The following is a 26,320-nucleotide window of genomic DNA, read 5'->3' on the forward strand; positions in this document are numbered from 1 at the left end:
AGTCAATCAGTCCTAGCCTGACGGTCATTCGCCTCAGCGCTGGAGTACGACCATGTCGCCCTTGATTCGCCTGCTCGCCAGTTTCATAGCCCTGATGATGGCCATGGGCATCGGCCGCTTCGCCCTTACACCGCAGTTACCTCATTTGATCGGCGAAGGCCAGGTGGACTTGACCGCCGCCGGTCTGATCGCCGCCGCCAACTACCTGGGTTATTTCCTCGGGGCGCTGGACGCCATGTTTGCTCGTCGCGCCGAACAGGTACAGCGGCGTTTATTGGGCGGCCTGTGGTTGTGCGTGCTGCTGACGCTGGCGTCGTTCTGGGCCTGGGGCTTCTGGCCGCACTTGGCGCTGCGCTTCGGCACAGGCGTGGCGAGCGCTTGGGTGATGGTGATGATCACCGCCCTCAGCCAACCCTTGGCTGCGGCGGCAGGACGGCCACGCCTTGGTGCACTGGTATTCGCCGGACCGGGGCTGGGGATTTTTCTCACAGGCTTGTTGGCCCTTGGCTCGAACCTGCTGGGCCAGACCTCCGACGTGTTGTGGCTGGTATATGCCGGCGCGGCACTGTTGATGTTGCTGGTGATCCTGCCGGCCCTGCCGAAACCCACGTCGGCAGCCGCCCCAGCAGCATCCGTCGTTGCATCCAGCAATCGCGGCATCGCCCGGCTTTGCGTGGTCTACGCCTTGTATGGCGTGGGCTACATCATACCGGCGACGTTCCTGTCGCAGATGGCTTCGGCGCAGTTCCACGGGCAATGGCAGGCGGATCTGTTCTGGCCTTGTTTCGGCCTGGCGGCCGCCACGGGCGTGCTGTTGGTGAGTCTGCGGCGGCCGAACCCGGACACCACTGCCCGGTGGTTGATGGCCACTTTATGGCTGCAAGCCGCGGGCGTGTTTGCCTGCATGCTGGGCAGTGGCACAGGCCTGGCGCTGGGCGTGATCCTGTGTGGCGCCCCGTTTCTGGCCTGCATGCAATTGATGGTGATGCGCGCCCGGGAACTGGCGCCCCATGCCACCCAGCGCAACATCGGTTTGTTGACCGCATGCTTCGCCGTCGGCCAACTCAGCGGCCCCCTGTTGGCGGCACTGAGCAGTCACTTCAGCGGCGGCTTGCAACCGGCATTGATCGTTGCCGGCAGCGGCCTGGTGCTGGCGGGCGGCCTGTTGCTGCGGCCCACCAATGCGAGCGCGGTGAAACCTTGCGCCCAGACCGCCCTGCGCTGATCAAGCCGGGCCGACCGGGTTTAACGACGGGTTCAGGTGTAGGAAGGGTTGGCGTCGGGCCAAGGCGAAATACAACACGCCTCCAAGGAAGCAACCGGTGAACCAGGCAAAGTTGGCCATTGGCTGGAGGAGCGGCGTGAAAGTGATCGCCACGCCCATCAGCGTCGCCGGGATCAACGCTTTGACTGCTGTCCAGTTAATGCCCCCGCTGTAGTAATAGCGCCCGGTCGGGCCATCATTGAATAGCGAATCAACGTCGATCTGCTGCTTCTTGATCAGGTAGTAATCCACCAGCAGGATCCCGAAAAGCGGGCCAATAAACGCCGCTAGCACGTCCAGGGTGTAGTGGATCACTTCAGGGTTATTGAACAGGTTCCAAGGCGTGATGAAAATCGAGGCCACTGCCGCGATCATGCCGCCGGCGCGCCAGCTGATCTTGCTCGGCGCGACGTTGGCGAAATCAAAAGCCGGGGACACGAAGTTGGCGACGATGTTGATGCCAATGGTTGCGGTGACGAACGCAAAGGCTCCCAGCAAGACGGCCACGTCGTTGTCGATGCGTGCCACGGTGGCGATCGGGTCGTGGAGCATCTCGCCGAACACTGGCAACGTCCCGGAAACGATCACCACGGTCACCAGGGAAAAGGCCAGGAAATTCACCGGTAGCCCCCAGAAATTGCCGCGACGTACGTCGGACATGCTCCGGCAGTACCGGCTGAAATCACCGAAATTCAAGGTAGGGCCGGAAAAGTACGACACAACCAGGGCCGTTGCCACGATCACTTGGCCGAATGCCTGCCAGCCGGACAGCGATTTTTCCGCCAAGGTAAAACTGATGTTGCTCCAGCCGGCCTTCCAGACGATCCAGCCGGCCAGCAGGAACATCACGGCATACACCACCGGCCCGGCCCAGTCGATGAAGCGACGGATCGACTCCATGCCCGTCCAGAACACCAGCGCCTGGACAAACCACAGCCCAAGGAAACCGAACCAGCCGAGGTAGGACAAACCTGCAAAATGTGGCGTCGCGTAGACTTCCATCGAAGGAAAGAACCGCAGGACCACGATGATCAGAGCGCTGGACGCCAGGTACGTCTGGATCCCATACCAAGCCACGGCGATCAGCCCACGAATGACCGCCGGGATGTTCGCCCCGAACACGCCGAACGCCAGCCTGCAAATGACCGGATAAGGCACCGCCGCTTGCTGGCTCGGCTTGGCGACCAGGTTGGCGATCAACTGCACGATACAAATCCCGCCGAGCAAGGCAATCAGCACCTGCCAACTCGCCAGGCCCAAGGCGAACAGGCTGGCAGCAAACACATAACCGCCGACGCTGTGCACATCACTCATCCAGAACGCGAAGATGTTGTACCAATTCCATTTCTGCGGCAGCGGGCCCAGGTCTTCGTTATAGAGGCGGGGGCTGTAGCCGTTGGGCAATTGCTCGGACATTGCGGGGCTCCTTGGGTGGCCGCCGTGCTCCCGCGTTTGATTGTCCACCACACTGCGCACGGGAGCCGGCGTGGTTTGTATACGGGTTCCTACGCAGAATGCGTGCCATGGATGGTGGATACGAGACAAACCGCGCTTTTCAGCGCAGGTAAAAACCGAACGAACACAACAGAACGCCCACGAACGGGGCGCGGGTGCATGGTTAAGGTGCAAGGATTTTTGTATACAGCGAAGATTTGTGGCGAGGGGATTTATCCCCGCTGGGCTGCGGAGCAGCCCCAAAAATAACCACTCAATCTGGCAGGTACACCGAGGCGTTCGAATCAGGGCTGCTTCGCAGCCCAGCGGGGATAAATCCCCTCGCCACAGGATGACCTAGCCAACGGTGGTTTGCTCGGCCTAACGATCAAGTCAGCTCAATACGATCAGCATGAATGATAATCTGGCCATTCTTGTACAGCGCACCAATGGCTTTCTTGAAGTTGCCCTTGCTGACGCCAAACAGACTGGTGATCAGCGCAGGATCGCTCTTGTCGCTCACCGCGAGCGTGCCGTTGTTCTCACGCAACTTGGCAAGAATCTTGGCGTTGAGGCTGGTCGCCGCTTCCTGGCCCACCGGCTGCAAGCTCAGGCTGATCTTGCCGTCCGGACGGACTTCCTTGATAAAGCCCTTTTCCTGTTTGCCGGCGCGCATGAACTTGAAGATTTCGTTCTTGTGGATCAAGCCCCAGTGCTTGTTATTGATGATTGCCTTGAAGCCCATGTCGGTGGCTTCGGCGACCAGCAAATCCACTTCCTGACCAGGCGTGTAGTTGGCCGGGGTCTTGTCCAGATAACGATCCAGGCGTGCCGTCGCGGTGATGCGGCGGGTGTGCTTGTCCAGATAGACATGGACCACGCAGTACTCGCCGGCGGTCAGCTGGCGTTTCTCTTCGGAATACGGCAACAGCAAATCCTTGGGCAGGCCCCAGTCCAGGAACACGCCGATGCTGTTGACTTCAACCACTTTCAGACTGGCGAATTCGCCCACCTGGACTTTTGGTTTTTCTGTCGTAGCGATCAGTTTGTCGTCGCTGTCCAGATAAATGAAAACATTGAGCCAGTCTTCATCTTCGCTGGGAATATCCTTGGGGATATAACGGTTGGGCAGCAGGATTTCACCGTCCGCGCCGCCGTCCAGATATAAACCGAAGTTAGTATGTTTAACCACTTGCAAACTGTTGTAGCGCCCGACTAAAGCCATTTCCAAATACCCTCGTTACGTGGGCGGCATTCTACCCGGTTTTGGCGTGCGATTCGTCGCCGCCAGCATCGATCGGCGTGCACCCTTGATTTTCCTGACTTTTTGCCCCGCAAGCGGCCATTCGTCAGAAGACACTGGGTTTGAATCGCCCCGCTTACGTTTTAAATTTCAAGACACGTTGTTATTTAAAACAGTGGCTTAGGTCAATACACAGGCATGAGTCGGTCGATATTCCAGCCCTACTGCAAATAATTCAGGGGGATATTTGCCAAGCAATTGTCAAGTATTTCCTGTACGATGCCTGGCCCAATTAATTATCCATAGGTTAATGGCCGTCATGCGCGTAAAAGCATCCAACAGCAAAGCAAAGCCAGCTCCAGCCGTTGAAACCAGCGAGTCGATCAACGACCAGATCGCTGCGTTCCTCAAGTCCGGCGGTGAAATCCAGCAGATTGCCAAAGGTGTCAGCGGCCAGACATTCGGCCCGTCCAAGCAGATCAGCCTGGGCAAGAAGTAATCCCCGCGTCACCTGGTCCCAAAGCGCTTTGAATCTCGAAGCGCTTGGACTGGAACCCCTCTCTCAGCCCCCTTCCCCGCAAAAATCGACGAACGGCCATCTCGGTCGAGCATTCGTCGGTATGCTTGCACCTCTCTAGCTCAAGCGTTTCAGCTTGGTTACGGTTCCCTGCTCCTCGCTATTCATGGAGTGAAGCATTTGCGCATTACTGTTGTCCTGCTGGCGTTCAGTCTGCTCGCTTGCCCTGCTTCTTATGGGCAGGTGTTTCAGCGTGAGCTCGGTGACTTCGACCTTAAACTCGGCACCACACCCAGCCGCAGCATGGCACAGGGCCTCGTCACGCCGTCGAGCACCGGCTCGTTCCATGGCGGCCTGGACCTGAGCCATGACAGCGGCTGGTACGTCGGACAATGGTCACCCAGCGCCGGCTTCTCCGCTGACCTGGAAGTCGATTCCTACATGGGTTTCAAACAACCCTTCGACCAGACCTTGGGTTACGAAGTCGGCCTGATCCACTACAGCTACCCCACCGTCGATACCCTCGACAGCCAGGAATTCTATGGCGGCCTGACCATTCTAGGCAGCCGCTTCGGTGCGGCCTTGAGCAACGACCCGGACAAACAGAACAGCACCCTGTTCGCCGACCTCGGTGGCAACGTGCCCTTCGGCATCGGCATCAGCGCCAAGTACACCACCCACCAGCTCAATACCCCGGTCTCGGTGGAGAATGGTTACGTAGGCAGTTTCAGCGACTGGTCGTTGAAAATATCCCGTCCCTGGAAAGGTATCGACCTGGACCTGATCTACAGCGACTCAAGCCTCAGCGGCAGCAGTTGCTCGGCCTATTCCGGGCACAACAGCGAATGCGACAGCCTGCTGACCCTGAAGATGGCCCATCCTTTTTACTAAGCGTTACTTATTCGTTCGGCTGAACTGCCGCGCGCCTGCCATGCTCAAACAAATCACCTCCGCCTTCGCAAGGACCCGCTCATGTCGCGCTGGTTAACACGCACCGCCATGTTCATCGCCCTGCTGCTGACACTCACCGCTTGCAGCCGTGTCGGCCTGGCCTACCGCAACCTCGACCTGATCATTCCCTGGACCCTCAACGATTACCTGGAAGGACGATTACCTGGAGATCAACGGCGAGCAAAAGGACTGGTTCGACGATCGCCTCAAGGAACACCTGAGCTGGCACTGCACCACGCAACTACCAGGCTACCTCGATTGGCTGGACCGCCTGAAGACCATGGTGCAAACCAACGCGGTAACCGACGAAGCCCTGCAGCAACGCACCCGCGAAGCCAAGGCCGCCATCGCCGAAACCGCCCGGGCAATCACCCCGTCGGCCATCGAACTGCTGCAAGGCCTGAGCGACGAACAAGTCGCCGACATGGACGCCGCGTTCGTCAAGGATCAACAAAAGCGTCAGCGCGAATACCTCAAGCCGACGTTGCAGCAGCAGATCCAGGAACGTGCCGAGCGCATGGAGAAACGGCTCAACGACTGGATCGGCCCGCTCAACGACGCCCAGCGCCAGCGTGTGATGGCTTGGTCTACCGCTCTTGGCGATCAAAACCAGCAATGGATCGCCAACCGCGCACACTGGCAAAACCAGTTCAGCGAGGCCGTCGCCCAACGCCACAGCCCCGACTTCCCGAAACGCATCGAGCAACTGCTGGTAAACCGCGAAAGCTTGTGGACCCCGGCCTACCGCGAGGCCTACAACAAAACCGAAGCCCAGGCTCGCAGCCTGCTGGTGGATCTGATGGCCGACAGCACCCCGGCACAGCGTGAACGGCTATTGCAGAAAATCGACGGCGTAAAGAAGGATTTCAGCGATCTGAAATGCTTGAAGGCAGCACGATCATAAACCACTGAGATCCATGTGGAAGAACCAATGTGGGAGCGAGCTTGCTCGCGATAGCGGCCTGACATTCAACAGGTGTTTTGCCTGTTTAATCGCCATCGCGAGCAAGCTCGCTCCCACCGGGTTCAGTGCCAGCCTTTCAGGCAATCTGCGCCTTAGAAGCCAGATCATCAAAGGTAAACTCATCCAGCGCATCTTCCTGCTCATCCAGCACCTGGCGCGGATGATCATTGCCCGGAATGCTGCTGTCGATCAGGCTCAACAACCGCGAGCCGCGAGGCGTCAGCACAAAATTCTCGCCATTGCCGCCCTCTTCCTCCGGCCGAGGCTCGATATACCCACGCTCCAGCAGTAATTTTTCGTACTCTCCGGCGACCGCTTTCAGATGATCAAGGTTCTCGATTTCCTCGCCCTGAGCCGCCTTTTCCGCCGCGTGCTGCTCCGCGTAGGGCCGAGGGGTAAAACTGTGGCCGGCGCCGTTCTGCACTTCGTGCAGCAACCGTTCGATCAAGTCCCAGTTATAAGTCGTCATCCTGGTCCATCCTCTAATGCTTAAGAGTGAGATGCCTACTTAAGGTGTGACCTAGGCGGTTCAGCGCCGTTCAGCTTGGTTTTCCAACGGGTCCGCCAGCCAGCCGACCAACGGTGTGTCGAAACCGTGGCCGCCCAAACGACTAGGCATTGCAAACGTCGATAATTGAATCCCTGAGGAGAAGCCCCATGAACATCGAGCACCATCAGGTCGTCTCGCGGGAAGCCTGGCTCGCCGCCCGCCGCGAACACCTGGCCCACGAAAAAGCCTTCACCCGTGAACGAGACAAACTCAGCGCCGAACGCCGCGCCCTGCCCTGGGTAAAAATCGACAAACCCTACCGCTTCCAAGGCCCCCACGGCGAATTGAGCCTCGCCGACCTGTTCGGCGGCCGCAGCCAACTGATCATCTACCACTTCATGTTCGGCCCCGGCTGGACCGAAGGCTGCCAAGGCTGCTCGTTCCTGTCCGACCACATCGACGGCGCCAACCAACACCTGGCCCACCACGACGTCGCCGTCGTAGCCGTCTCCCGCGCGCCCTTCACCGAATTCCAACCCTTCAAACGCCGCATGGGCTGGGCCTTCGATTGGGTCTCGTCGCAAGGCTGCGACTTCAACTACGACTTCGGCGTCAGCTTCAAAACCGAAGACACCGCCGCCGGAACAGCCACCTACAACTACGAAAAAACCGACACCACCGAAGGCGAACTCCCCGGCCTGAGTGTCTTCTATCGCAACGAAGCCGGCGACATCTTCCACACCTACTCCACCTACGCCCGCGGCCTCGACATCCTCGTCGGCACCTACAACTACCTCGACCTCACGCCCAAGGGCCGCAATGAAGACGAGATCATGGATTGGGTGAGGCATCATGATAAGTATGAAGAGGCCAGGCCGCGTGGTTGCTGCCACAGTTGATGCGCCAAGCAGCCCAGTCGAGCCCAGTCCCCGTGGCGAGGGAGCTTGCTCCCGCTCGACTGCGCAGCAGTCGCCAGTTTTGTCTTAACCACAGCGCCACGCGAGAGGATTGATCGAATCGGAAGACCTGCGAGCGCAGCTAACAGAATCAATGACAACGGGCGACTTCTCAGTCGCCCGCTTCATAGCATTGATTTGCTCATCGCCGATGGCCCTGCTGGGCCTGCATGTATTGGCGAAGAAGCTGATTGATGCGTGTCTGATAGCCCGCGCCCTGCCCCTTGAACCACTCGACCACATCGGCATCAAGGCGAATAGTCACCGCCTGCTTTACCGGCACACGCAGCTCGGCGCGACGGAAGAAATCCTCATCCAATTCGGGGATATCGCTGGTATCGATGTCCGCATCATCTAACTTGGCCAAGCGCTCCCAGTCAGTTTTCGATGTTTTCGACATAACGTATGGCCTCCTGCTTAGTGGCTTTTCGGGCGGAGATGATGCGGATCACATCGTCCCGCCGTTCGGTATACACGACCACGCCAATCAACGCTTTGATCAATCCGATAGTGATCCAACGCTCTTCCCCGTAAGCCATTCGGTCATCGTGGAAGACCAGCATCGGATGCTGGAAAATGCCCGGCACGTCGTTGAAGTCGATGCCGTGCTTAAGAATGTTGGCCCGGTTCTTGGCTTCGTCCCATTTAAATAGCATGGGACCTTCTGTACTTACTTACGTACATACACACTACTCTCCTCTGCAGAAATACACAGCCCCGGTAGCTCGATGAGATGACCATCGGATCACTAGCGACATTGGAAACGGCTCAGAAGGCGCAACCGTATTCGACACATGACGCCTCTTTCCCGAAGATTACTGTCGTAACCGTCCATCCGAAATCAGACGCATCCTGTAAAAAAGTGCGAAAGGTCCTGCGCAGAGGTGGAAACCTCCTGCAAAACGGACAGACAAGATGGCAAACAGGTCGTAGTAAGAAACGGGGACTGGCTCCGCATCGCGATGAATACGAAGCAGAAATGCCCGCGGTTGCTGATGCGACTAAGCGCAATCCTCAAGTCGTCACCGCTCCCGTGGCGAGGGAGCTTGCTCCCGCTCGACTGCGCAGCAGTCGCTTGCTTTAAGCCGACAAATGCTAGGTCAAACGTCCTACATGAAGCTCGGAAAGCGGTGTCTTGTGGCATTGGAACAAGCCAGCCTATAGTCCCTCGTCGCCCAAAAAGGCGATTCGGGTTTGGCGACTCGATTACAGAGAATGCGAAAGCTACCGGCTGATTGCAGGTACCGACGCACCCGCAAAGCCGCTATATTCCACGGCGGCTGTGCGCGGGAGATCCTCGGATCTGCCGGTTTTCTCTGTAACCGGTTCGCCAACCTGCGCACAGCCACCACCCAATCGTTTGGCGACGATTGAGTGATGGCTTTCAGCCAATCAAACAGAGATATTCAAAATGAATCGATACATGCCCATCACCGGCGTCGACTGTACCCCGGCCACCCTTCTCATCGACACCGAAGCCCCACTCGACGTCCTCTTCGAAACCGCTGACTACCGCATCCGCACCGTGACCCAACTGCTGGAAAACATCGCGTTTCGTTCGGATATCAGTTCCGATACGCTGGTGCTTTCAGACTTTTGCAAGATGCTGACGATAGCGTTGCGTGATGGGTGTGATGTGATGGATGTGATTGGGAGACGATTGCGGGCGCTAGCTGCTGAATAACGAAAACGGGCGACCTTTGGGTCGCCGTTTTCATATAAGTATTTGTTGCTAAACACGACGCCAAGTTTGGTGAAGAGCTGGCACCGATCATCATGTTAGAAACCGATGACATAGACCGGTTTGCAAAGGTCGGTAACTTGGCCTCTTACGCTCGCATGCTGATGAAAATACGTCGATTAGCCAGGGCCGAAGTCAGGAAAAATGGTCAGGTCACCCGAAGAAGGTTAAGTAAGAGCCATTCAAATCTGTCCCCTTTTCTTCATGGATATATACCGAGCCGCTCAAGCTCAGAGAAAAAATATTCCATACCTTCCCGCATGCTATCTGTATCTTTTCTTATTACAACATCGTTATTTGTCGACGTATTTAAAATAAAAGTATAAATATTACACTCTCTTTCACCATCCACCTTAAAGATGAAAAAACCCTTACTTTTCATCGCCACCAACTCTAGTATTTGAATAAACTCCTCTAGCCCGACGCTATTCATACTTGGCGAACCGAAACGAGCCGCATATTTTTCAGAAAGCTCATTGAAAGACATTAATCCCGCCCTCTTAATGCTTTTGAAACGTCTTGGACATGGAAAAACGGGGACAGACCACGTTTTCCTGCTATCTGGGAAACGCACAGATAACGTGGTCTGTCCCCGTTTTTCCGCCGCAACAGGTTTGAAACCAGGTCCTGACAAGGACTTGAAATCCAATATCAATCAACTCCTTAGAACACACAGGACGTACGGTTAGTTCGTTCTGAACGGTCTCATCCATAGGAAAATACCAAACGCCATGCTGTTCGATATCTCGCGCAGTCAAATCACACACCTGCTTATCAAACATAAACCACCTACTCAATTAAATGTTTGATAAGCTCAAAGAGCTCGGGACGCCCAATATCCTTGTAAGCCTGCTGCAACCCAGTTTTTATTTGATCAGAGGTATAGATTGCTTTTTTACCTTCCTTCATTGGCGGCAAATATTGATTGATCGCTTAAATCCCTCAGGGACAGACCACGATTCCTATCTGGGAAACGCACATAAAACGTGGTCTGCCCCCCGATTCTGTTCGTTACTCTTCATCCCAAAAAACTCCCGGAGGCGCATACTCCCCACCCTGTAAGACAGCGCACCAGCCGTAACTTCTATAGAACATCTCAAGATCAAGGATCTTGTAAACGCCTTCATCGACTTTCTGCAACGTAATCAAACCATAAGCGAAATGCGTATATCGACCACCCGCCCCTGCAACTGCTCTTAGCTCCAGCTCTCTACGATCCCAGCCTGATACCACCCCCGACGACTCAGGAACAGTATCCGAAAATGAAATTTCAAACTCATTTGAAACCTTGCAAAAGCAAGGAATTCGTTCCTGCCTAAGTAATTCATCCGTGATCATGTTTTTAGGGAAATCAATATTTAATTTCACTTAAGTGCCCTCCGAGGAACAACAACCTCACCTGAAAAATTTCTTTGAAAAATACTTATAGGACTAAAATATTGACAAAAACGGGACGGATTTATTTTCCGGTCTTCACCCTTGGCCGCCCCTGACCTCGTTGTTCTACCCGGATACCAACTATCCGCTCTACCTCATCAACGAAGCGTCCCGTCCCAGTCAACTGGCCTCGCTGCAACGCATCACGGATCAAACGGACCTGCTCTGCAGGTATGGCCTCGCACACGAAAGCCTCATACCTACGACGCCGCTCCAAAGCCGTAGCGCCTAGAGCAACGAAGCAGGGATCGACATCCAGCCATTCGCTGTCAGGCCCATCACACACCCTGCTTCTGTAGCTCGACCAAAGGTAGTCCGCCAACATCGGCCACCATTTGAGCGCGTACGGGATTCAATTCAATGTAACGACAACAGGCAAGGAGATAGGCATCTGATTGCACCACGCTGGATTTGTAACGACTTTCCCATAGCGTACCGGAGCGCCCTTCGAGTCGATTGCGGTAACGCGTGGCTCGCGCCGCTAAAGCCTTCATCATCTGTCCCAATCCAGCGATGGACTCACCCGGAGCCAGTAACAGATGAACATGATTGGTCATCAAACAATAGGCGTAGACCCTGACCCCAAACGCGTCCTTGAGCTCGCGCAGATCCGTCAGGTAGCGTTGATAATCCTCGGCGACCGCAAAAACTACCTGACGGTTGTGACCGCGTTGCACGATATGGTGTGGGTAATTCGGCAAAACAATACGTCCCATCCTGGGCATATTTGACCTCTCCTCCGTGGAAGCTTCCAGCGTAGCAAAGGCTTAGAAAATAAATCTGTCCCCTTTTCTAGTCCCCTTTTCTCAGCGACTAAAAGAGACAGCTTGCCGGGCCAATAAAACGGGCCAACCTTGAAAAAAGGACCAGTTCTGTGGGGCTGCCGCTGTGTATAACAAATGCTATACAACTCACGTCAGTGCTTGCTGGGTGAAACACTCGTTTTGTATTACAAATGTATAACAGCACCCAGAAGACAGAAACCGGATAACTAATTGATACATATAGAAAATACCCACCTCGCGAGAGGTGCGTGTTGTGTATTGAGATTTTGCTCCTGTTAAGGGGCGAAAAATCATGCTCAAAAAGGGCGTATTGGTTAGGTAGACCGAAGGTCGTCAGACTGGGGTGCAGAAAGACTACAGAACGGGTGCAACTTGAGTGCAGAGAGGGCGCAATCAGGGTGCAGCAGCAACTGAAAATACCGGCGCAAGAGTGCGCCGGATCACAGACAAAGCAAAATACCTGCTGATTAAGACTCTGGCAAAACCGAAAGTACTGCTTTAAAAATATAAGCTCCATCATCAACGGCTGATGATGCCTCATATATTGCTTCGGTCGCTGTCATAAGCGAATCCTCTCCACCAGCTAAGGACAGCGCCGATACAGCGCGGGCCTGGCTAAACAACTGAAGTCCTTCTTCATTTAAGTTTTGCCCTTCATCCAGGCTGTCTTGCAAGTCAAAATACTTCTCATCTAACTGTGCAGCTAAAGCATCTAGCCCAGAAACCTGATCAGTCGTGAGTTTATTACCAGATCGTAGCTGCCTAAGAGATTCGACAACAATAGGCACCTCTACTGGACAGGCCTGAAAAGCAAGTTCACAAGCCACTTTTACAGCACTTCTTCGTTGCTCTTGACTGACTAACTTAAGCTTTTCTACAAGGCCTTTCTCAACCTTTTCTAAACGCATAATCATTGTTTAGCCTTTGGCAGTGGTTTTAATGGTGTTGACACATTGGCCCCTGTCGGCTCAATTACGTTCTGACATGATGCACAGACAGGGCGTGTCGCACCGATATCAACAACTTTCAATCCGTTAGCGTTGGCATAGCTGACAATATCCGCTTCTGCGTGGCCAGTTCCAACAACTACTTTCTCGCCTTCTTGCAAACTCACTCCAGGGCGAAGATAGCCACGAGGTTCACTTGTACTGACCAGAACAGAGCGAACACCATTCGCATCCTCTACTACCGCGACCCCCATAGTTATTCGGCCTTGAGAGTTCGCAGGTATTTGTGACTGAATTTCACTTACACGATTTTGGACAAGGTTTGATGGGTTGTCATAGGCAAGACCTCGCTCTAAGGATGTACCTGCGCCTTTTGCACCCACCACCACCGCATCAGCACCACCAGCCGCAGCAAGCCGCCTAGCCAGCAAGGCCCTTAATACCGCAGGCGCCCCCGTAACTGCAAGCGCAGCATCCAAATCCCAGGTAACCCTTTCGATCCCACCGCCGACTATAGTTGAAACCCTTTGCACCAGGTCGTCGAACTCTTGCCGGCTACTGGAAACTCCAGCGATTTCCCTAAGATAAGTGACGGCGTCCCGACCGAATTGCTCCCTCCAAGCCGTGGGAACGATCTCAGGCTCATTGGCCCAATTGTTGTTGCTGGACCATTGGGAGGCGGTATTGAACAAGGCCGGATCAACAAACTGAGCCGTCGTCGCCTGAAACGCATGTACCTCGGCGCCGTTGGCGACAATTGTGCGGCCATCACTCCATGTAAGGGCAGTGTTCCGAGCAGCTAGGCTTTGAATGCTACTGGTCGCCTTTAACAAGTCTTGCGCAAGATGCTGACCTTCAGGGTTGCCCGGGGGAAAGCTGTTTACCAGTGCCTGCAATCGCGCATTTTCGGTAGCATCCACTTGAGCATTGGCCGCGAGGAGCAGTACCTCTTCCCAAGACATATCTGACTTGGGCTTGCCCAATTTCTCTTCTAGAGCCTTCGCCTCATCAGCAAGCGCTTTTTTCTCCGACGAATGCAACAGCCGGTTATAGGAAGTCGCACTGCCCGCTACCCATGACCCGGTCTGAAGGCTCTTCGCATCCCCTCCCTGCGCGGCGGCTGCAAGCACGCCTACTATTTGGGAGTTCATCACCAGAAGCCGATTCTTCTGTTCCAAGGTCATCTCGGTGTACTGCTCGGCCAAGCTATCAATCAGCAACTCATTGACACCCGCAGCCAATGCGCCGGTTTTGAAATCACCGCCGGCCGCCTCAGCGGCCAGTCCGCCCATGACCGCGTGCAAGCCAACCTTGGCCAGCCCCCCTTCTTTCAAATCGAATTTCTTGCCAAGATCCCCAACGAGATTGAATCCCGCGGCAGCAAAGGTATTCGCCAAACTGGAACGCAGGGCATTATCGAACTGACTGTCACCACCCAGCGCCCGGTCCAATAGTGTTGACGTACCGTTCTGCAACAGCTGGTTCGCGCCGAAGCGACCGATGCCTTCCAAACTTCCTAAGCCGCCTTCGGCAATTACCTTGCCTGCATTCGGCAACGCCCCCTCCAGCGAGGTGGTGGTACTGGTCATCTTGTCGAAGATGCCGGCCGTCAACCCCGCCGTCACCCCCGACACGACATAACCGCGCAAGGCATCCGAAGAAGTTACATCCTTGAATACGGCCCCCAGATTTCCACCGTTATTGATAAAGCTGACCGTGGCGTTGCTCGCAGCCCCCGTTGCGACAGCCGTGAGCGCCACGTTCGCCCAACCTGCGGCCACGGTTGACCCAGCTGCCGCGCCACCGGCCACCGCTGATGTGGTGGCTGTTCCGGCTGCTGCAAAGGCTGTACCTGAACCAGCAGCAGCGGTGCTTCCGGCCATAGTGCCAATCAAGCCACTGGCAGCACCCGCGGTGAAATAGACGACAAGGATCGCGATGATCATCTGCACAGCCGGCCCCATGCCGGAGTGGCTGTATTTATAAGAGTCGTGGACTTCCCTGACCTTGCGCCAATCCACATCGCCGCGCTTCTCGGCTTCGGCCAACCACGCCAGTTGCGGGTCCGCATCGACCATGGCTTTGATCGATTGATGGACGCTTTCTTGATTGACCTGCTTGATGTCGATGTTCAACCCATCGACAGCTTTGATCGCAATGGCACCGGCAGCAACCATGTGCGTCTGGCGCAGTGTTTCGTCGGTATTGCCTTTGCCCGACATCGAGCTCCAGGCCATGCTGCTTTTGCTTTTTGCGTGGTCCTCTTTATGCAAATCCTTCACGGCTTCGAAGGTAATCGAACCGCCACTGTCCAGCGTGATGTCCTTGCCACTTTCAAGCTTCGCCACCTGATATCGCTGGTCATCCCCGCTCTTGATGACCAGATCGCCCCCCGTCGTGATCTCACTCCCAATGTTCTTCACATCAGTCACTTCATCACGCTGAGTCTTCTTGCTCCCCCAACTCCCCTTTTTCTTCTCGTCATACAGTGAGTAATCGCTGTTCTGCGCCGCGATCAACCCCAGTTTCCCCCCCCGCCACCAGGTAGGCCTCGTCACCCGCCGTGATCCGGCTGGCGACCATCATCAGGTTCTTGCCCGCCGCCAAGGCAACATCGCCGCCGGCGGTGATTTGGGCCTTGACCTGCCGGACATGGTCTTCCTGGATCGTCAGCTTCTTGCTCTTGTACAGAAAGTGCTGTTCATCCGCCGCCGAGCTGATGTTGACGTTCTCGGTCGCGGCCATGTCGACGTCGCGCTTGGCGTCGATCTGGCTGGCAACGACATTGAGGTCCCGGCCGGCCGTAGCCGATACATCTCGCCCGGCGCTGACGCTGGCGCCGTACTGGGTGATGGTGCTGCTGTTGCGGTTGACGTCGCGGATCAGGTTGTCGACGGTCTGCGCAGCGACGAGGTTGACGTCGTTTCCGGCATTCAAGCGGATGTCGCGCCCACTTTGCAGGGCACCGCCGATGTTGTTGAGGCTGCCGCCCGCCGAGAGGCTCAGGTCATTGGCGGCTTCGATGCGCGCCGCGCTGTCGGCGAAATCGTTGCGATCCTGGACCTGGCCGTAGGCAATTTGCGATGACGTCACCGTGCGCTCGTTGACCACATCCCCCATCAACGCCGTGGCAGAGACATCCCGACCGGTGATGATGCCACCCGCCCTGTTGACGAGATGGTTGCCGGCCAAAAGGTCGAGACGCTCACCTGCTTGCACCAAGCCGCTGTTGACCAGATTCTCCCCCGCCGAAGCTGACAGGTTACTGGTCGCCTTCAGCGTACCTACGTTAGCCAGGTTCTTGCCGGCGACCAGGTTGAGGTTGTTGCCCTCAATCAACGCCCCATTCGGCGAGAGGCGGTTATTGGCGTTGGCCAGGTACAGGACTGGCGTCAGAAAAAACGGGGACAGACCACGTTTTCCTGTTTTAGCTCCTTCACCTCAGCGACGAGTCGATTTCGATCGCCACTCACCAACAACCAAATGAAACTTTCCCTCCCGCCTCAGCCTCAACCGAATATCCGCCCATCAAAGGAATACGAGGCCCGAGCCATGAAAACCTTCCTTAAACTCACCCTCGCCGCCACCCTCGCCTGCGCCCTGCCGGCCTGGGCTACGTGCACGCCTGAAGAAGCCACCATCAAGCGTGAGCAGCTGGCGGACAAAGTCGCCAAGCTCACCGAGCAGGACCCATCCAAGGCAAAAGAGATGAATGAAGAACTGCAGGCCATGAACATGGAGACATCCAGCAAGGACGTGCCGGACAAGTGCCAGTTGATCGACAAGCGTCTGCAGGAGTTGGAAGAGGCGCAGAAGAAGGCGGAGTGATGAGTCGGGCACGACCCGCTTTTGTGGCGAGGGAGCTTGCTCCCGCTGGGCTGCGCAGCAGCCCCAATAAAAGCCCCCCGTTTGCTCCTGGCACACCGAGTCGGTGGTTTTAGGGCTGCTTCGCAGCCCAGCGGGAGCAAGCTCCCTCGCCACAGGGTTTGTGGAATTCTCTCAATAAAAAACCGGACCCAAGGTCCGGTTTTTATGCAGCGTTAACGCGATTTCACTCAGCCGCCGGCGCCTCTGGCTTGCGGCGCTTGAGCGGGGCCATGCCGTCCTTGCTGACCAGAGACGGCGCGTCGGTCTTCGGGCGGTTGGCGGTCTTGCGTTTGGTCGGGGCCTTGGCGCCGGTCTTTTTCTTGTCGCCCTTGCCGTCGACCTTTTTCTTCTTCACGCCAACGGCCTTGCCCGATGCCTTGACCTTCTTCGGTCCGCTGTAGGTGCCTTTGACTTCCTTGATGGTGCGGCGCTCGAAGCTCTGCTTCAGGTAGCGCTCGATGCTCGACATCAGGTTCCAGTCGCCGTGGCAAATCAGCGAGATCGCCAAGCCATCGTTGCCAGCACGACCGGTACGGCCGATGCGGTGAACGTATTCATCACCACTGCGGGGCATGTCGAAGTTGATGACCATGTCCAGGCCTTCCACGTCCAGGCCACGAGCGGCGACGTCGGTGGCGACGAGGATTTTCACGCCGCCCTGCTTCAGACGGTCGATGGCCAGCTTGCGGTCCTTTTGATCCTTCTCGCCGTGCAGCACGAACGCCTTGTATTCCTGGGCAACGAGGCGGCCGTAGATGCGGTCGGCCATGGCCCGGGTGTTGGTGAAGATGATGGCCTTTTCGTAGGTCTCGTTGGCCAGCAGCCAGTTCACGATCTGTTCTTTGTGCTGGTTATGGTCAGCGGTGATGATCTGCTGGCGGGTGGTGGAGTTCAGCTGGCTGACCGCGTTGAGCTGCAGGTGCTCGGGGTTGTTCAGCACCTTGGCGATCATCTCGCGCAGGCCCGAACCGCCGGTGGTGGCGGAGAATAGCATGGTCTGCTGGCGGTTCACGCACTCGTCTACCAGGCGTCGCACGTCTTCGGCAAAACCCATGTCGAGCATGCGGTCGGCTTCGTCGAGCACAAGCACTTCGACTTCCTTGAGGTCGAGGTTGCCGGCGTTCAGCTGCTCGATCATCCGCCCAGGGGTGCCAATCAGGATGTCCGGAACCTTGCGCAGCATGGCGGCCTGGACCTTGAAATCTTCGCCGCCGGTGATCAGGCCGGACTTGATGAAGGTGAACTGCGAGAAGCGCTCCACTTCCTTCAAGGTCTGCTGGGCCAGTTCACGGGTTGGCAGCAGGATCAGCGTCTTGATGCTGACACGGACCTTGGCCGGGCCGATCAGGCGATTGAGGATCGGCAGCACGAACGCGGCCGTTTTGCCGCTCCCGGTCTGCGCCGTCACCCGCAGGTCACGCCCTTGGAGCGCGAGCGGAATAGCCGCTGCCTGCACCGGCGTTGGCTCGACAAATTTAAGCTCGGCCACGGCTTTGAGCAGGCGTTCGTGCAGGGCGAATTGGGAAAACACGGGTGCTACCTCGAAGAAATGCAAAAAAACAGCTGCATAGGGTAACGGTTTCGAGCGCGAAGGCCGAGTTTCTTTATGCAAACGGCCGCAAATCAGTGTGTTGTCATGATTGGATTCACGATCAACGGTCACTTCCCGCCGCTTAAAATGCTCTAATTCGCCCCTCGCGCTCATAAAAGAACCGTCTCGCCCATGGATATCAAACAACTCTGGCTCAACCTCCAGGATTTCTGGGGCGCCCTTGATCAACATCCGATCCTGCATTCGAGCCTTGCGCTGGTGTTGCTGCTGGCGATCGCGCTGGTGCTTGGACGGGTGGCGCGCTATTTGATCCTGCACGGCGCCAAGCTGATCGGCCGCCAGCCGGCGCTGCACTGGGTCAACGACCTGCGCCAGAACAAAGTTTTTCATCGCCTGGCGCAGACGACGCCGTCGCTGATCATTCAGTTCGGCTTGCACCTGGTGCCAGGGCTGAGCAAGACCAGCATGATTTTCCTGGGCAATGTCGCGCTGTCCTTCACCATCCTGTTCATGTTGCTGGCCATCAGCGCCTTGCTCAGCGCCCTGCTGGACGTCTACGCCCGCACCGAACACGCGCGCACCCGCTCGATCAAAGGCTACGTGCAGCTCACGAAAATGGTGTTGTACGTGTTTGGCGCGATCATCATTGTCGCCACGCTGATCGATCGTTCGCCGCTGTTGCTGCTGTCGGGCCTGGGTGCGATGTCGGCGGTGATCCTGTTGGTCTACAAGGACACCCTGCTGTCGTTCGTCGCCAGCGTGCAGCTGACCAGCAACGACATGCTGCGGGTTGGCGATTGGATCGAAATGCCACAAGTGGGCGCCGACGGTGATGTAGTGGACATCACGCTGCACACGGTGAAGGTGCAGAATTTCGACAAGACCATCGTCTCGATCCCCACCTGGCGGTTGATGTCCGAGTCGTTCAAGAACTGGCGCGGCATGCAGCAATCCGGCGGACGACGGATCAAGCGCAGCCTGTTCATCGACGCCAGTGGCGTGCGCTTCCTGCATGACGACGAAGAGCAGCGCCTGTCCCAGGTTCGCCTGCTGACTGATTACATCGGCCGCAAACAGGCCGAGCTCAAGGCCTGGAACGAAGCCCAGGGCAACGTCGCGGCGATGTCGGCCAACCGTCGGCGCATGACCAACCTGGGCACCTTTCGCGCCTATGCCCTGGCCTATCTGAAAAGCCACCCCGAGATCCAGCCGAACATGACCTGCATGGTCCGGCAGCTACAGACCACCGCCCAAGGGATCCCGCTGGAGATCTACTGCTTCACGGGTACCACCGTGTGGGCCGACTACGAGCGCATCCAGGGGGATATTTTCGATTACCTGCTGGCGGTGATGCCGGAGTTCGGGCTGGGCTTGTACCAGCAGCCGAGCGGCACGGATTTGCGGGCGGGACTGCTGCCGGCGGCGCTGGGGGCGAGTCACTTGTCGGAGCCGGAGAAGCAGGCGGTATAAAGCCAACCCCATTCGCCTGTGGGAGCGAGCTTGCTCGCGATAGCAGTGTGTCAGAAACATAGATGCTGACTGATACAACGCCATCGCGAGCAGGCTCGCTCCCACAGAGGTCAGCGTGTAACGAGCGGTTGGCGAACCCCCAACCGACTGATCCACACCGCCGCCAGTATCACCGAACCACCCAACACCAACCGCCCCAGCGCCTCGTGCTGGTTCCAGATCAGCAGGTTCACCAGCAACCCCACCGGCACGTGCAGGTTATTCATCACCGCCAGCGTGCCGCCGTTGACCAGGCACGCGCCTTTGTTCCACCAGTAGAGGCCCAACGCGGTGGAAACCAGGCCGAGGAAGACCAGCACGCCCCACTGCAACGGCGCTTGCGGCCAGAAGTCGGCTTTGCCGAACAGCAGGAACGCCGGCAACGCCACCATCAATGCACCGAGGTAGAAATAACCGAAACGCCGGTAATGCGGCAGATCGCTTGGGTGACGCGCCACCAAGTGCTTGTAAAGCACCTGCCCGGCCGCGTAGGTGAAGTTGGCCAGTTGCAGCAGCAGGAAACCCATGAAGAAGTCCGGGTTGATCCTGTCATAACGAATCACCGCCGCACCGGCCACGGCCACCAGTGCCGCAACCAATGCCCAGGGATTGAAGCGCCGATTGAGGGCGTCTTCGATCAAGGTCACGTGCAGGGGTGTAAGGATGGTGAACAGCAGCACTTCCGGGACCGTCAACACCCGGAAACTCAGGTAGAGGCAGACGTAGGTCACACCAAACTGCAAGGCACCGATCAACAGCATGCCGCGCATGAACGACGGCTCGACCTGGCGCCAGCGCGTCAGGGGGATGAACACCAGCCCCGCCAGCACGACCCGCACCAGCACCGCGAAATAACTGTCGACATGCCCCGCCAGGTATTCGCCGATCAGGCTGAAGGAAAACGCCTGGATCAGCGTTACAAAAAGTAGATAGCCCATACCGCCCCTCGTTTTGAATGGCGGCGAAGATAGCGGGTTTTGGTGGTTGTCGCTAATTACCTCAATACACAGATCCTGTGGGAGCGAGCCTGCTCGCGATAGCGGAGTGTCACGTAGCAAATGTTTGGCTGACATGACGCCTTCGCGAGCAGGCTCGCTCCCACATCGGGTTATTGAGCTGGTTTGAAATAGCAGGCAAAAAAAAGCCCGATCTCGCTTAAGCGTTCAATCGGGCGGGTGCACTCAGGAGCTGTGAAAGTGCGAAGGGAGGTTCGATGCGCAAAACGGTTTGAAGGGAAGCGCCGAGTCACTAGAACACCCGGCGATTATCCGAAGATTAACGGCTTAGGCGACCTGGGAAAGCTTGGCGTTGGCCTGGTTCAAACCCTTCTCCTGGAAGTCGCCACCCAGGTTCATGCCCTCGGCGTGAATGAAGGTCACGTCGTGGATACCGATGAAACCCATCACTTGGCGCAGGTACGGTTCCTGGTGATCGGTGGCGCCGCCGGCGTGGATGCCGCCGCGAGCGGTGAGCACGAAGGCGCGCTTTTCGGTCAGCAGACCTTGAGGACCGGTGGGGGTGTATTTGAAGGTCACACCAGCACGCAGCACATGGTCGAGCCAGGCTTTCAAAGTGCTGGGAATGGCGAAGTTGTACATCGGCGCCGCCATCACCAGGACGTCGGCGGCCAGCAGCTCGTCAGTCAGTTCGTTGGAGCGTTCCAGCGAAGCGTTCTCGATGTCGTTGCGTTGCTCGGCAGGCTTCATCCAGCCGCCCAGCAGGTTGGCATCCAGGTGCGGCACCGGATTGATTGCCAGGTCGCGGACGCTGATCTCATCGGCCGGGTGCGCGGCTTTCCACTGGCTGATAAACGTTTGGGTCAGTTGGCGGGAAACCGAATGTTGCTGGCGGGCGCTGCTTTCGATGATCAGGACGCGGGACATGGCTTGTAGGCTCCATCTGAGAATGTTGTCAGTCGATGGAGTGAAGGTTAAGCGTGATCATATCGATGAGAAAGCGCAAATAATTGCTGCGAACCATCGATATTTTCGTTTATAAGCGGAGCAAGCTTTGTGATGCCGCCCCGCCGCTGGCTATTTCGGCTTGCAGGTCAGCTCGATGCGCAGCTTGATGATGTTGCGGTTGAACTTGGCGGTGGCGTTCTTGAACTTGCCGGCGGCGACTTCGATGGTGCGGGTGCGCGGCGCCTCCGGGCCGTTGCGGAACACTACTTTGCAGGTTGCATCGGTGCTGCCGTAGTTGTTGACCTGGATCGAGCCGATGTCGGCGTCGGTGTCATAGGCGTTGTAGTCGATGCTCAGGCCGTTGAGGTGTTTTTCCACATCGATCGGGTAGGCAAATGCAGTCAGCGGCAGCAGGGCCAGCACCGCACAACAGATTTTTTTCATTCGGCAGTCTCCACCAAGGGACCGCCAGCTTAGGACAAGAGGAGCTCAATATGAAAGCGCCCCGCGTGACCCTTGATCAATGGCGAACGTTGCAGGCGGTGGTGGACCACGGTGGTTTCGCCCAGGCCGCCGAAGTGCTGCACCGCTCGCAATCGTCGGTGAGCTACACCGTGGCTCGCATGCAAGACCAGCTCGGCGTGCCGCTGCTGCGCATCGATGGACGCAAGGCGGTGCTGACCGAGGCCGGCGGCGTGCTGCTGCGCCGCTCGCGGCAACTGGTGAAGCAGGCCAGCCAACTGGAAGACCTGGCCCACCACATGGAGCAAGGCTGGGAAGCGGAAGTGCGTCTGGTGGTGGATGCGGCCTACCCCAACGCCCGCCTCGTCCGCGCCCTCACGGCATTCATGCCACAAAGCCGGGGCTGCCGGGTGCGCCTGCGCGAAGAAGTGTTGTCGGGCGTCGAAGAAGTGCTGCTCGAAGGCGTGGCCGACCTGGCCATCAGCGGCTTCAGCATCCCTGGTTACCTGGGCGCGGAGTTGAGCGACGTCGAATTCGTCGCGGTGGCCCACCCCGAACATGCCCTGCATCGCCTCAACCGCGAACTGAGTTTCCAGGACCTGGAAAGCCAGCTGCAAGTGGTCATCCGCGACTCCGGTCGCCAGCAGCCCAGGGACGTCGGCTGGCTCGGTGCCGAACAACGCTGGACCGTAGGCAGCCTGGCCACCGCCGCGACGTTTGTCGGCAGCGGCCTGGGGTTCGCCTGGCTGCCGCGGCACATGATCGAACGAGAGCTCAAGGAAGGCTTGCTCAAGCGTCTACCCTTGGAGCAAGGAGGCAGCCGCAACTCGACTTTCTATCTGTTCTCCAACAAGGAAAAACCTCTGGGCCCGGCCACGCAAATCCTCATCGAGCTGCTGCGCACCTTTGATACCGCGCCGCTGGATGCGCCGTTCGCCGCACCTGAACAAGCCTGACAAGGAATTCGCCGATGGCCTATTTTGCGCACGAAGGTTGCAACCTGCACTATGAGGAATATGGCCACGGCGCGCCCCTGGTGCTGGTCCACGGGTTGGGCTCCAGCACACGGGATTGGGAAAAGCAGATCCCGGTGCTGTCCGCCCGCTATCGCCTGATCGTGTTGGATGTGCGCGGACACGGTCGGTCCGACAAGCCGCGTGAGCGCTACAGCATCGAAGGCTTCAGCGACGACCTGAGCGCCCTGATCGATTACCTCGACCTGGGCGCGGTGCATCTGGTGGGCTGGTCCATGGGCGGCATGATCTGCTTCCAACTGGCCGTGGACGAACCCACGCGGGTCAAGAGCCTGTGCATCGTCAACAGCGCCCCGGAGGTCAAGGTCCGCACGCCCGACGATTGCTGGCAATGGTTCAAGCGCTGGAGCCTGATGCGGCTGCTCAGCCTGGAAACCATCGGCAAGGCCCTCGGTGCCAAGCTGTTCCCCAAGCCCGAACAGACCGAGTTGCGCCTGGAAATGGCCCGGCGCTGGGCAATGAATGACAAACGTGCTTATCTGGCCAGCTTCGACGCCATTGTCGGCTGGAGCGTACAGGAACGCCTGTCGCAAGTTGCCTGTCCAACCCTCATCATTTGCGCCGACCACGACTACACCCCGGTGGCGCTGAAAGAAGCCTATTCAAAGCGTTTGCCTGACGCACGACTGGCAGTCATCACCGATTCACGGCACGCTACGCCGCTGGATCAACCCGAACGCTTCAACCAAACCCTGCTCGAATTCTTGATCGCAATCGATTCCACTACTCAGGATCACTGAACCCATGCTGAAAAAAATCGCCCTCGCCGCCGGCTCCGTCCTCTTTGCTGCCAACCTGATGGCCGCGCAACCGGCCAAGGCCCCTCACGTATTGCTGGACACCACCAACGGTCAGATTGAAATCGAACTGGACCCGGTCAAGGCCCCTATCAGTACCAAGAATTTTCTTGAGTACGTTGACAGCGGCTTCTACAACAACACGATTTTCCACCGTGTGATCCCGGGCTTCATGGCCCAGGGCGGCGGTTTCACCCAACAGATGCAACAGAAAGACACCAAGGCGCCGATCAAGAACGAAGCCAGCAATGGCCTGCACAACGTACGCGGCACCTTGTCGATGGCCCGCACATCCAACCCGGATTCGGCCACCAGCCAGTTCTTCATCAACGTGGCCGACAACGCCTTCCTGGATCCGGGTCGCGACGCTGGTTACGCGGTGTTCGCCAAGGTGGTCAAGGGGATGGACGTGGTGGACATCATCGTCAACTCCCAGACCACCACCAAGCAAGGCATGCAAAACGTGCCGATCGACCCTGTGATCATCAAGTCGGCCAAGCGCATCGACTAAACCCACAGGGCAAGCCTGGGCGGCGTCGGCGATCCCGCGCCGCCCACAGCAAAAAAGGAGAGCCCTGCCCGGGCTAGGTACCCCATGGTTTATCGCCGTTTCGAAAAACTGATCGACATCTTCCGCGACGCCCCGACTTCGGCCCCGCCGAACCGCGTCCTGCCCTTTTACACGTATTACCTGAAACAGGTCTGGCCCAGCTTCGCCGTGCTGCTGGTGGTCGGCCTGATCGGCGCGCTGATCGAAGTGGCGCTGTTCAGCTACCTGAGCCGCATCATCGACCTGACCCAGGCCACGCCCAACGCAGAGTTCTTCAAGCTCCACGGCCTCGAATTGGCCTGGATGGCGGTGGTCGCACTGGTTCTTCGGCCGATTTTCGTCGCCCTGCATGACTTGCTGGTTCACCAGACCCTGAGCCCCAGCATGACCAGCCTGATCCGCTGGCAAAACCACAGCTATGTGCTCAAGCAGAGCCTCAACTTCTTCCAGAACGATTTTGCCGGGCGTATCGCCCAACGCATCATGCAGACCGGCAACTCGCTGCGGGACTCGGCGGTGCAGGCCGTGGATGCGTTGTGGCACGTGCTGATCTACGCCGTCAGCTCGCTGGTGCTGTTCGCCGAAGCCGATTGGCGCCTGATGATCCCGCTGTTGATGTGGATCGCCGCCTACATCGGCGCGCTCTATTACTTCGTCCCCCGGGTCAAGGAACGCTCGGTGGTGTCCTCCGATGCCCGTTCAAAGCTCATGGGGCGGATCGTCGATGGCTATACCAACATCACTACCCTGAAGCTGTTCGCCCACACCAACTTCGAACAGCAATACGCTCGCGAAGCCATCGAAGAGCAGACTCAAAAAGCCCAGCTCGCCGGTCGCGTCGTGACCAGCATGGATGTGGTCATCACCAGCATGAACGGGCTGCTGATCGTCGGCACCACAGCCCTGGCGCTGTGGCTGTGGACCCAGTCGCTGATCAGCGTCGGCGCGATTGCACTGGCCACCGGACTGGTGATCCGCATCGTCAACATGTCCGGCTGGATCATGTGGGTGGTCACCGGCATTTTTGAGAATATCGGCATGGTCCAGGACGGATTGCAGACCATCTCCCAGCCCGTCAGCGTCATCGACCGAGATCAGGCCAAGCCGTTGGCGGTAGCCCAGGGCGAAGTGCGTTTCGAGCAGGTGGATTTTCACTACGGCAAGAAAAGCGGCGTGATCAGCGACCTCAACCTGGTGATCAAGCCGGGCGAGAAAATCGGCCTGATCGGCCCGTCCGGCGCCGGCAAATCGACCTTGGTCAACCTGCTGCTGCGCCTTTATGACGTGCAGGGCGGGCGCATCCTCATCGACGGCCAGGACATCGCCCACGTCGGCCAGGAAAGCCTGCGCGCACGCATCGGCATGATCACCCAGGACACGTCGCTGCTGCACCGTTCGATTCGCGACAACCTGCTTTACGGCAAGCCCGACGCCACCGACGCGCAACTCTGGGAAGCGGTACACAAGGCCCGGGCCGATGAATTCATCCCGTTGCTCTCAGACGCTGAGGGCCGCACCGGTTTCGATGCCCACGTGGGCGAGCGCGGCGTGAAGCTCTCTGGCGGCCAGCGTCAGCGCATCGCTATTGCCCGGGTGCTGCTCAAGGACGCGCCAATCCTGATCATGGACGAAGCGACCTCCGCGCTGGACTCGGAAGTCGAGGCGGCCATCCAGGAAAGCCTCGAGACGCTGATGCAAGGCAAAACCGTGATCGCCATCGCCCACCGCCTCTCCACCATCGCCCGGATGGACCGGCTGGTGGTGCTGGAGAAGGGTCGCATCGCCGAGACCGGCAGCCATGCCGAGTTGCTGGCCCAGGGTGGGTTGTACGCGCGGCTGTGGCAGCATCAGACGGGTGGGTTCGTCGGGATCGACTGAACCCTGGTTATGCACAAAACCCCGTGGCGAGGGAGCTT

Annotated in this window: 23 protein-coding genes and 3 pseudogenes; 12 read left to right on the forward strand and 14 right to left on the reverse strand. The window is 57.7% G+C overall.

The window, feature by feature from the left end:
• The first annotated feature begins 52 nt into the window (after window positions 1-52).
• On the forward strand, window positions 53-1,225 hold the full coding sequence (locus tag J3Q04_RS18045; protein ID WP_434562927.1) for an MFS transporter: 1,173 nt from the start codon (window positions 53-55) through the stop codon (window positions 1,223-1,225).
• Here the strand turns inward: J3Q04_RS18045 and J3Q04_RS18050 are convergent, their stop codons facing one another.
• Window positions 1,226-2,680, reverse strand: coding sequence for an NCS1 family nucleobase:cation symporter-1 (locus J3Q04_RS18050; RefSeq protein WP_434562925.1), 1,455 nt, complete (start codon window positions 2,678-2,680; stop codon window positions 1,226-1,228).
• 406 nt (window positions 2,681-3,086) lie between these two features.
• On the reverse strand, window positions 3,087-3,923 hold the full coding sequence (locus J3Q04_RS18055; RefSeq protein WP_434610199.1) for a CvfB family protein: 837 nt from the start codon (window positions 3,921-3,923) through the stop codon (window positions 3,087-3,089).
• A 328-nt stretch (window positions 3,924-4,251) separates the two neighbouring features.
• On the opposite strand from J3Q04_RS18055, the gene J3Q04_RS18060 reads away from it, so the two are divergent.
• From J3Q04_RS18060 to J3Q04_RS18070, 3 genes and pseudogenes are all read left to right on the forward strand, one after another.
• Entirely contained in the window at window positions 4,252-4,440 is a 189-nt protein-coding gene (locus J3Q04_RS18060) for a hypothetical protein (RefSeq protein WP_018607615.1), read from the forward strand.
• Window positions 4,441-4,638: 198 nt separating this feature from the next.
• Entirely contained in the window at window positions 4,639-5,349 is a 711-nt protein-coding gene (locus J3Q04_RS18065) for a TorF family putative porin (RefSeq protein ID WP_434610197.1), read from the forward strand.
• Between the two features lie 81 nt (window positions 5,350-5,430).
• Window positions 5,431-6,313, forward strand: a pseudogene (locus J3Q04_RS18070) (DUF6279 family lipoprotein).
• A gap of 136 nt (window positions 6,314-6,449) precedes the next feature.
• On the opposite strand, the gene J3Q04_RS18075 reads toward J3Q04_RS18070, so the two are convergent.
• Window positions 6,450-6,842 (reverse strand): hypothetical protein, encoded by a 393-nt coding sequence (locus tag J3Q04_RS18075; protein ID WP_030141150.1) that lies wholly within the window; start codon window positions 6,840-6,842, stop codon window positions 6,450-6,452.
• A gap of 188 nt (window positions 6,843-7,030) precedes the next feature.
• Between J3Q04_RS18075 and J3Q04_RS18080 the strand changes: the two genes are divergently transcribed.
• Window positions 7,031-7,762, forward strand: coding sequence for a DUF899 domain-containing protein (locus J3Q04_RS18080; protein ID WP_434610193.1), 732 nt, complete (start codon window positions 7,031-7,033; stop codon window positions 7,760-7,762).
• A 199-nt stretch (window positions 7,763-7,961) separates the two neighbouring features.
• Here J3Q04_RS18080 and J3Q04_RS18085 read toward each other — a convergent pair whose 3' ends face one another.
• Window positions 7,962-8,219, reverse strand: coding sequence for a BrnA antitoxin family protein (locus J3Q04_RS18085; RefSeq protein WP_053186480.1), 258 nt, complete (start codon window positions 8,217-8,219; stop codon window positions 7,962-7,964).
• On the reverse strand, window positions 8,197-8,475 hold the full coding sequence (locus J3Q04_RS18090; RefSeq protein WP_434610190.1) for a BrnT family toxin: 279 nt from the start codon (window positions 8,473-8,475) through the stop codon (window positions 8,197-8,199). The genes J3Q04_RS18085 and J3Q04_RS18090 overlap by 23 nt, the downstream gene beginning before the upstream one ends.
• Window positions 8,476-9,230: 755 nt before the next feature.
• Between J3Q04_RS18090 and J3Q04_RS18095 the strand changes: the two genes are divergently transcribed.
• A complete protein-coding gene (locus J3Q04_RS18095) occupies window positions 9,231-9,503 on the forward strand; it encodes a hypothetical protein (protein ID WP_434610188.1) in 273 nt (90 codons plus the stop codon).
• 259 nt (window positions 9,504-9,762) lie between these two features.
• On the opposite strand, the gene J3Q04_RS18100 is transcribed toward J3Q04_RS18095, so the two are convergent.
• The 5 genes and pseudogenes from J3Q04_RS18100 to J3Q04_RS18120 all read right to left on the reverse strand — a co-directional run.
• Window positions 9,763-10,209, reverse strand: coding sequence for a hypothetical protein (locus J3Q04_RS18100; protein WP_434610185.1), 447 nt, complete (start codon window positions 10,207-10,209; stop codon window positions 9,763-9,765).
• Between the two features lie 362 nt (window positions 10,210-10,571).
• The gene (locus J3Q04_RS18105) at window positions 10,572-10,928 is read right to left on the reverse strand and encodes a hypothetical protein (RefSeq protein ID WP_434610183.1); all 357 of its coding nucleotides are present in this window, start codon (window positions 10,926-10,928) and stop codon (window positions 10,572-10,574) included.
• Window positions 10,929-11,019: 91 nt separating this feature from the next.
• Window positions 11,020-11,722, reverse strand: a pseudogene (locus J3Q04_RS18110) (transposase).
• A gap of 527 nt (window positions 11,723-12,249) precedes the next feature.
• The gene (locus J3Q04_RS18115; protein WP_434610181.1) at window positions 12,250-12,696 is read right to left on the reverse strand and encodes a hypothetical protein; all 447 of its coding nucleotides are present in this window, start codon (window positions 12,694-12,696) and stop codon (window positions 12,250-12,252) included.
• 1,034 nt (window positions 12,697-13,730) lie between these two features.
• A pseudogene (locus J3Q04_RS18120) lies at window positions 13,731-16,125 on the reverse strand (DUF637 domain-containing protein); the annotation flags it as partial.
• A 156-nt stretch (window positions 16,126-16,281) separates the two neighbouring features.
• Between J3Q04_RS18120 and J3Q04_RS18125 the strand changes: the two are divergent.
• Complete coding sequence (locus J3Q04_RS18125) at window positions 16,282-16,557, forward strand: hypothetical protein (protein ID WP_434562903.1); 276 nt, start codon at window positions 16,282-16,284, stop codon at window positions 16,555-16,557.
• Window positions 16,558-16,780: 223 nt separating this feature from the next.
• On the opposite strand, the gene J3Q04_RS18130 is transcribed toward J3Q04_RS18125, so the two are convergent.
• Window positions 16,781-18,127 carry a DEAD/DEAH box helicase gene (locus J3Q04_RS18130; protein ID WP_434610178.1) on the reverse strand — a complete coding sequence of 449 codons (1,347 nt, stop codon included), beginning with the start codon at window positions 18,125-18,127 and terminating at the stop codon, window positions 16,781-16,783.
• Between the two features lie 192 nt (window positions 18,128-18,319).
• Between J3Q04_RS18130 and J3Q04_RS18135 the strand changes: the two genes are divergently transcribed.
• On the forward strand, window positions 18,320-19,618 hold the full coding sequence (locus J3Q04_RS18135) for a mechanosensitive ion channel family protein (RefSeq protein ID WP_434610176.1): 1,299 nt from the start codon (window positions 18,320-18,322) through the stop codon (window positions 19,616-19,618).
• 110 nt (window positions 19,619-19,728) lie between these two features.
• On the opposite strand, the gene J3Q04_RS18140 is transcribed toward J3Q04_RS18135, so the two are convergent.
• From J3Q04_RS18140 to J3Q04_RS18150, 3 genes are all read right to left on the reverse strand, one after another.
• Window positions 19,729-20,595, reverse strand: a complete 867-nt coding sequence (locus tag J3Q04_RS18140; RefSeq protein ID WP_420766658.1) for a carboxylate/amino acid/amine transporter — start codon at window positions 20,593-20,595, stop codon at window positions 19,729-19,731.
• A gap of 345 nt (window positions 20,596-20,940) precedes the next feature.
• Entirely contained in the window at window positions 20,941-21,540 is a 600-nt protein-coding gene (locus J3Q04_RS18145) for an FMN-dependent NADH-azoreductase (RefSeq protein WP_434610174.1), read from the reverse strand.
• Between the two features lie 150 nt (window positions 21,541-21,690).
• On the reverse strand, window positions 21,691-22,005 hold the full coding sequence (locus tag J3Q04_RS18150; RefSeq protein WP_434610172.1) for a 3-phosphoglycerate kinase: 315 nt from the start codon (window positions 22,003-22,005) through the stop codon (window positions 21,691-21,693).
• Between the two features lie 50 nt (window positions 22,006-22,055).
• On the opposite strand from J3Q04_RS18150, the gene J3Q04_RS18155 reads away from it, so the two are divergent.
• From J3Q04_RS18155 to J3Q04_RS18170, 4 genes are all read left to right on the forward strand, one after another.
• Window positions 22,056-22,979, forward strand: a complete 924-nt coding sequence (locus J3Q04_RS18155; RefSeq protein ID WP_256233402.1) for a LysR family transcriptional regulator — start codon at window positions 22,056-22,058, stop codon at window positions 22,977-22,979.
• Between the two features lie 14 nt (window positions 22,980-22,993).
• Window positions 22,994-23,797 carry an alpha/beta fold hydrolase gene (locus J3Q04_RS18160; protein WP_434610169.1) on the forward strand — a complete coding sequence of 268 codons (804 nt, stop codon included), beginning with the start codon at window positions 22,994-22,996 and terminating at the stop codon, window positions 23,795-23,797.
• A gap of 4 nt (window positions 23,798-23,801) precedes the next feature.
• Window positions 23,802-24,365, forward strand: a complete 564-nt coding sequence (locus tag J3Q04_RS18165) for a peptidylprolyl isomerase (protein WP_420766662.1) — start codon at window positions 23,802-23,804, stop codon at window positions 24,363-24,365.
• An 84-nt stretch (window positions 24,366-24,449) separates the two neighbouring features.
• The gene (locus J3Q04_RS18170) at window positions 24,450-26,282 is read left to right on the forward strand and encodes an ABC transporter ATP-binding protein (RefSeq protein ID WP_434610167.1); all 1,833 of its coding nucleotides are present in this window, start codon (window positions 24,450-24,452) and stop codon (window positions 26,280-26,282) included.
• Window positions 26,283-26,320: the final 38 nt, after the last annotated feature.

Source organism: Pseudomonas sp. D4-21 (assembly GCF_051132125.1).
Lineage (GTDB): Bacteria > Pseudomonadota > Gammaproteobacteria > Pseudomonadales > Pseudomonadaceae > Aquipseudomonas.